Source organism: Legionella drozanskii LLAP-1 (assembly GCF_001467585.1).
GTDB lineage: Bacteria > Pseudomonadota > Gammaproteobacteria > Legionellales > Legionellaceae > Tatlockia > Tatlockia drozanskii.
The window spans coordinates 64639-71250 of record NZ_LNXY01000032.1 but is presented as its reverse complement, the minus strand read 5'-3'; the positions used below and the strand labels follow the sequence as shown (position 1 = coordinate 71250).

The following is a 6612-nucleotide window of genomic DNA, read 5'->3' as shown; positions in this document are numbered from 1 at the left end:
TGACATCTGTAACTCCTCGTTATTCAGATTATATCTGTTAAACAAGGTGTACGGTTAATCGAGGGAGGATCACTCATCAAAATTCGAATATCATTAACTTTAAATAATTAACCAGATTTGTTAACTCATTTTGTTTTGATTTTTCGTTGACTAAACGAAGAGGGAAGAAGAGTAAACAAAACCCCCGTTTTTCACCTACAAAAGAATATGCTCTCTCAAAAAAAGAAATTAAAATATGCGTCTATTTCTCTTATATTCATTCTCTATTACTCCTCTTCGTTTAAGCTAGTGACTATTATTTATTTGCAGCATTCTGAAAATATAAGCCAATCCTTTTGACTGATAAAAATTTTTTTAGTAAATTCGCCTCGATTTAAATGTAATGGAAATGGAGATGTAGGATGAAGAAAGCTGTTTTGTTTGGAATGTTAGCTATGTCGTTGAACGCATACGCTGGTTTAGATAGAACTACTGTTCATAGTCGAGCTAATTGTCTTAACAATGAATCAATTACTTGGTGGTACATGCATCCTTTTGATTGGCGAGTTGTAAGTTATCATACTGATCAAGGGCGTCAGTCTCATACTATGGATACTGGATTTGAATATACATGGCGTGCTCATGCTATTCATTGGGGGGAAGGTGATCTGACTGGAAGTTGGAGAGTGCATGGCTATCATTATTTATCTGATTATCATAGAAAAATTCCATTTGATACTACCTATGCAGATCACTGCAACATAATTGACGGATGGTAGATAGCAATAGTTATGTAGAAACCAATTAATTTTTATGTAAGGATAAATTATGAAAAAAAAAATACTAGCCTTGTCTTTGATATCATTTGCCGCTTTTTCTGCCAATACGCTAACTCCAGAGCAGGAAAAAATAGAAGAGCAAAAACGTATGAAAGTGTTATCTGAACTAGGACTTCCCTTACCAGGTTCGGGAATTAAGTTAGTGGCAAGAACAGCGCTTGATTTATCAAAAGAACAGCTAGAAAAAGGTGCTAAAGCCGAAGAAGAGATGAAAACTTTAGGCTATGCAGTAGTAGATACCAATCGACCTATCGAACTACTAAATTTTCACAACTATTCTAAGACACAATTTAAGTTATATGCAGGCAATAACCGCGCTACCAGTACTCACCTAAGGCCACAAATTAAGGACTTACAATTAGCTTTTAAATTTAAGGGGGTTCCACAAGGAAATGCTTTAATGGCAGCAGGAAATATAACCTTACTTGGTGTAGCACCTCAGGGTGGTTTTCATGAGGATAAAGGAGGATGGTCTGGTGCTGCCCAATATTTTGATGCCAAAAGCATTGGTAGTTGTTCTTATGGCGTAATGAATGTAAACGCTTCTAATACAGCGGCGGAACTTGCAATAGAAGACGTTACCTATAGTGTTAACAACAAAGCGACCATAATAACTGTTGAAGGTAACAAGAACTCCGGCTTTCTTTATAAGGTTGATTGGTATGATGAAAAGAATTTTCATGAGCTTGAATGTGCCAATACAAAGTATTCAGCAGAAACCACTACCTCTGTTATTGCTTTAGCTAACCAAATAGATGCTTATCAATAAAATTGTCAACCTATGAGCTTGGAATACTTCCAAGCTCAACATTCCCAAAAACTCTTTCTCCTTCTTTGTTGCTGTGTCAAAATCTTTTGATCATTATCGGGTACGCTATGTTTTTGATAAATTATTGAGACATTTAATGCAGTTTACATCGAGCAAAACTGAAGAGAACGCTAAGTATCCAAAATATGTGGGGTTATTCAAACCCTAGACCCTAGATCAAGATCTTCGCTCTAGATCGTAGTTCACTTCATGGCGATCCATGGCTGTTTGAAGGGCTGAATTTGGTCCGACGGGTACTTATTTGTATTCGAAGAAACTTGCAGTATCAACATCATAGTCAGGTACAAATTTCCTCGGAATACCTGATACCAATGAGGAATCAAATCCAGTAATTTTTAGCAAAAATATTTTTGGGCATCTTTTAAGTTGATACAATACAAGTCCAAATGTAACCCGAAACTATAGAGATATTATGGGTACACACTAGGCCAGACTTGGAGATCTATCAATAATTTGTAATTAAAGATTTTGTTTTTTACGTCACTCGCTAAATAGCCTACATCGCCAATCCTCAACTATAGATGTCTCCTTTTTTCAACATATTTTTTAAAAAAATTAGTCACATATTCAGCCTTACAGTGAATATCAAAGGCTCCCATATCAGCATATTCTTGAAGGAGAACAATAGTTGTGGCGGCTCGCAAACAGAGCACAAAACTGACCCGAATTAAATGCAAATGTAATTTAACTTTGGCTTACTTTAATTGCCTCTATAAAAAATTTGGCTCACATTAACTGCTATTAGCCCAGATTAATTGCGAATATAATAGTATGGTATCAATTAATCTGGGCTGGTTTTTGGCTAGTGGGCCTTACGCTCCGGAACTTGCGCTGTAATGCAAAAACCCCAAAGAAATTGGAGTGATAATAAACTAACAGTTCATATATAATTCAGTTAAGTCTATCGAAACTAGTTTTATGCATAAAAATTTAAAATCATCTGATTACCGCTCTAAAGTTGCTTCAATAAAGTAAAATAAGTAATAAATTTTATCTATATTTTTGCATCAAAGCGCAAGTTTCGGAGCGTAAGGCCTATTTCAAACGGGTTTATTATTGAGCTAAGAAACAAAGTCGGCATTCTTTAACAACAAGGGCTGATGTGCTTTGAGTTGGTGAAATGTATTTTCAATCGCAGAATAACAGTGATCCCAAAACACCACGCTACATGCGCTATCAAGTAAACTATGCGCCTTTTTTAATTGTTCACCCTTTTTGATGTAATTCATCATTTGGTGTTGAACATTCACATCTGGAAGTTGTATATCTCCTATCTCCCCTTCCACTCGAGGATAAGTTATCCAGCCTGCTTGATAACCGCTAAGCGGTTGAGCTTTAATTTCTTCTAAACCAATTTTCGCTAAATAGTGTAGGTTCTCAAGGTGTAAGTTAAAAATTATTTCATACATTTCAGGCACTAAAGCCCCAGGTGTTCTTGCTGCAGCCTCAAGAAAAACAAGCTCTCCTGATTTTTTTTCTAAAAACATTTCAAGATGAAAAGCTGAGGAAAAGGAGCCTAAATGACTTAGTACAGATTGGCTAAATTGCTTTAACTTCGCTAAGAAATCTTCATCACCTACAGGTATACTACCCATGGGTCTTCCCTTAGAGAACTCAGCTAAAGGGTTTGCGTATTTCCCTGCCATAAAAAATTTGATTTCATCATTCTTTACAATGAGATCACAATGAAATAATTCTCCCTCAATAAATTCATCTATCTCAAATTGCCAAGGCTCTTGATGAATTCGGGCTAAAGCCGACTCTAAAGCAGAATAATCTGGGATATAATACGTACCTATACTACTAACCAGATCGATAGGTTTGATAAACATAGGAAACCCAAGTTTCTCAACAAGTTCTTGCTGGTAAGCTTTAGGACTCGCTTGATATGCTTCTTTATCAAACAAAGTAAATTGGGGTACCTTCACCTTGCCCATCAACTTAGATTTTGAAATATCTTTATTAACATAGGGCAGCACTTGGTTAAGAGTATCACCTTGAATGTTGTATTTTTCCCTTAATTTAGCGCAAGCAATCTGAGTACTATCTTCATTACTCAATAAAACGATTTGATGAGGCTCATAGTGTTTCAGGTAATCCCTTATAATTGTCTCAATTTCTTGAAGATTGACTTGATGAAAATTTCGCTTAATACAATGAGTTTGATGGAAGAAGGCTCTATTTTTATCGGATAAATTCTCAAGGCAATAATCACTTCCGATTAAAATAAATTGAGCATCTTTGTCGTAAGTTAGCTCTGAAAGAGTTGCTTTTATTGCAACGACATTATAAATAAAAATATAGACCTTCATGGATACCCGTCCTTTACAAAAAAAGTTAAATATAATACCACATATACACCAAACTGGATATAACTTAAGCAAATCGCAAAAATCGCTTCGCGCAAAACCCTTAAATCATCTATGCTAATAAGATAGTTACATGCTCCAAAAATGATGAAATCTCGTAATAAATTTAAAGATACCCCGGAAATTATTGAATTTTTATTCAATAGCATGCCCTTTTCTTATATTTATTGGAAAAACACTCAAGGTGTTTATCTCGGTGCCAGTACGAATCAACTGAAATTATTTGATCGTGACGGCAAAGGCTTCATTGGAAAAACTATTTTTGAAATATTAGATAACTATGAGTCAGCGAAAGCAGTAGATGATATTGATAACAAAATTATGCAGGAGGGTTTGCCTGTCATCATTGAAGAACCAGTAGTTATGCCAAATGGTGAAAAAAAAGTTTTTCTTTCACAAAAGCAACCTGTTAGGGATACTAACAATCAGATTATCGGATTAATAGGTTTTTCAATTGATATTACAGACCGTAAAAAACTTGAAGATGATTTAGTTAAAGCGAAAGATGCAGCCGAAGTGGCTAATAAGACCAAAACAGAATTTCTTGAAAATATGCGCCACGATATTCGTACTCCATTAACCGGAATTGTTGGTTTTGCAGATATTCTAAAATCAGAATCTGATAACCCGCAAATTAAAGAATATGCCGAAAACCTTGTTGCCTCAAGTCAAGCATTGCTCGATTTAATGGATGAGGTCTTAGAGGCAATTCGAGTTAGTTCAGGAGAAATTCCAAAGCTTAAGAAAAAATTTGATTTAAAACTCGTGCTTTCTAAGAATATTGATTTATATAAAGCAAAAGCAAGTGAGAAAAAATTACAGTTAAATTTTATCTACGACAATCATCTACCTCAATACGTTATCGGCGATAAAATTAGAATTCACCGAATTATCCTTGAATTAATAGGGAATGCGCTTAATTTCACCCATACAGGACATGTTACCTTAACTGCGGAACTGGTTAAAAAAAGGAAGAGAAGTTTAATTGTTAAACTTAAAGTCACTGACTCAGGTATCGGTATTCACCAAGATAAACAACAGGATATTTATCTTCAATTCAGCCGCTTAACTCCTTCTTATAAAGGCCTATACAAAGGCACGGGTTTAGGCCTTTATATTGTAAAACAATTTATTGATGAACTTGAAGCTGAAATCTATGTGAATAGCACTGAGAATAAAGGAACACAATTTACCTGCGTAGTCCCGCTTAAATTACCTTTAATTCCCGATGATTCAGGTTGCGATAAAGATGAAACATCGTCTGATGGGAATCGATTCTTAACCTCTTTAACCACCCTATCTATAAAACCAGGTACCAGCAAAAAAAGAAATAAAATCCTTGTCGTCGAAGATAATGCTATTGCTCAAAAAGTGGCTCTTACTCTACTTAGCTCCATGGATTGTGTAGTTGATTTAGCCAGTTGTGGACAAGAAGCATTAAAACTAATAAAGAATAATCATTATGATTTGATTTTTATGGATATAGGCTTAGGTGAAGGTGCTGATGGTTATGAAGTCACTAAACAAATTCGCAATCAAGAAAAAGATAAAGAACACACACCTATTGTTGCCTTAACGGCCCATGCCGCTGAAGAAAATAAACAGCATTGCATCGAATCGGGGATGGATGCTGTGTTGTCAAAACCGCTGACCAAAACTCATGCCTCTAATATCTTAGATCACTTTGTTAGACATCCCGAAATTCTTAAGCGCGAAAAGATAGAACAAGCTAAACTCGACTTACCCGATACTGAAGAAGAACTATTTGCGCTTGGTCAATTTCCTCTCTTAGAAGTTGAACAAACGTTAAAAAACTTAGGCAATAATTCCGTATTTATCGAACTCTTACAAGATTTAATTGAGGTTAGCATTCCTCAAGACTTCCCACGAATGAAAGACGCTTTTGCAGCTAAAGATTATGAACAAGTAGAAAAATTAGCTCATAAAATAAAGGGTGGCGCCGTCTATGTCGGAACCACTCGGATGAAATATGCCTGCCAATATTTAGAGCGTTATTGGAAATCAGGTCAACGAGAACTGTTTGATGCACTCTATCATCAGGCAATAAGTACTATTGAAGAAACTATTATCTATATTGAAAGCTGGTTGCTAAAGAATACACAATCTTAACTATTATTTTTGTAATGCGGTCAAAATCTATATTTAAGACCGTGTTAGATTTTGGGAACAGTGAAGGTGTTATATATAGAGATCATTGACTTAAGTGTTCCCAAAAATATTTTTCGAATAAGGAAAAATTAAGTAACCGAAAGAGAATAAACGCCTAAATTTATGACTTATTAACAAACAAAAAAAAGTCCAACTGACTTAAATTTACTCTTTTATTTGTAATAGGCGATAAGATTTAAGCCTATTATAAGGCATTTTAGATTGAAATTGCTTTAAAGCTTAAGCATAGACGGGAATATCAGGGCGCTCTTGTGTAAAAAATCGTTTAATTTTCCTGAATGTTTCAATAAAAAATTCAGTAGTTGACGGCTCTTTTATGCTACATGATGAGGTATCCAGTGGCGCTGAAACACCAGCAAGACCCTTTGCACGACGCATAATCAGTGCATTTAAGAGATTAATGCGT

Annotated in this window: 5 protein-coding genes; 3 read left to right on the top strand and 2 right to left on the bottom strand. The window is 35.2% G+C overall.

Going from position 1 to position 6612, the window contains the following annotated elements; all coding sequences use genetic code 11:
* The first annotated feature begins 401 nt into the window (after positions 1-401).
* Entirely contained in the window at positions 402-758 is a 357-nt protein-coding gene (locus tag Ldro_RS15250) for a hypothetical protein (protein WP_058497292.1), read from the top strand.
* A 49-nt stretch (positions 759-807) separates the two neighbouring features.
* On the top strand, positions 808-1587 hold the full coding sequence (locus Ldro_RS15245; protein WP_058497291.1) for a hypothetical protein: 780 nt from the start codon (positions 808-810) through the stop codon (positions 1585-1587).
* 1121 nt (positions 1588-2708) lie between these two features.
* On the opposite strand, the gene Ldro_RS15240 is transcribed toward Ldro_RS15245, so the two are convergent.
* Positions 2709-3959, bottom strand: coding sequence for an ATP-grasp domain-containing protein (locus Ldro_RS15240; protein WP_058497290.1), 1251 nt, complete (start codon positions 3957-3959; stop codon positions 2709-2711).
* Between the two features lie 141 nt (positions 3960-4100).
* Between Ldro_RS15240 and Ldro_RS15235 the strand changes: the two genes are divergently transcribed.
* Positions 4101-6146 (top strand): response regulator, encoded by a 2046-nt coding sequence (locus tag Ldro_RS15235; protein ID WP_238584036.1) that lies wholly within the window; start codon positions 4101-4103, stop codon positions 6144-6146.
* Between the two features lie 279 nt (positions 6147-6425).
* Here Ldro_RS15235 and Ldro_RS16625 read toward each other — a convergent pair.
* Positions 6426-6612 (bottom strand): hypothetical protein (locus Ldro_RS16625; RefSeq protein ID WP_193786661.1); only part of this gene is annotated, 187 nt, incomplete at its 5' end.

Excerpts from the sequence above, each read along its gene's own strand:
- Ldro_RS15250 (WP_058497292.1), top strand. The coding sequence starts at position 402 with ATGAAGAAAGCTGTTTTGTTTGGAATGTTAGCTATGTCGTTGAACGCA.
- Ldro_RS15245 (WP_058497291.1), top strand. The coding sequence starts at position 808 with ATGAAAAAAAAAATACTAGCCTTGTCTTTGATATCATTTGCCGCTTTT.
- Ldro_RS15240 (WP_058497290.1), bottom strand. The coding sequence starts at position 3,959 with ATGAAGGTCTATATTTTTATTTATAATGTCGTTGCAATAAAAGCAACT.
- Ldro_RS15235 (WP_238584036.1), top strand. The coding sequence starts at position 4,101 with ATGATGAAATCTCGTAATAAATTTAAAGATACCCCGGAAATTATTGAA.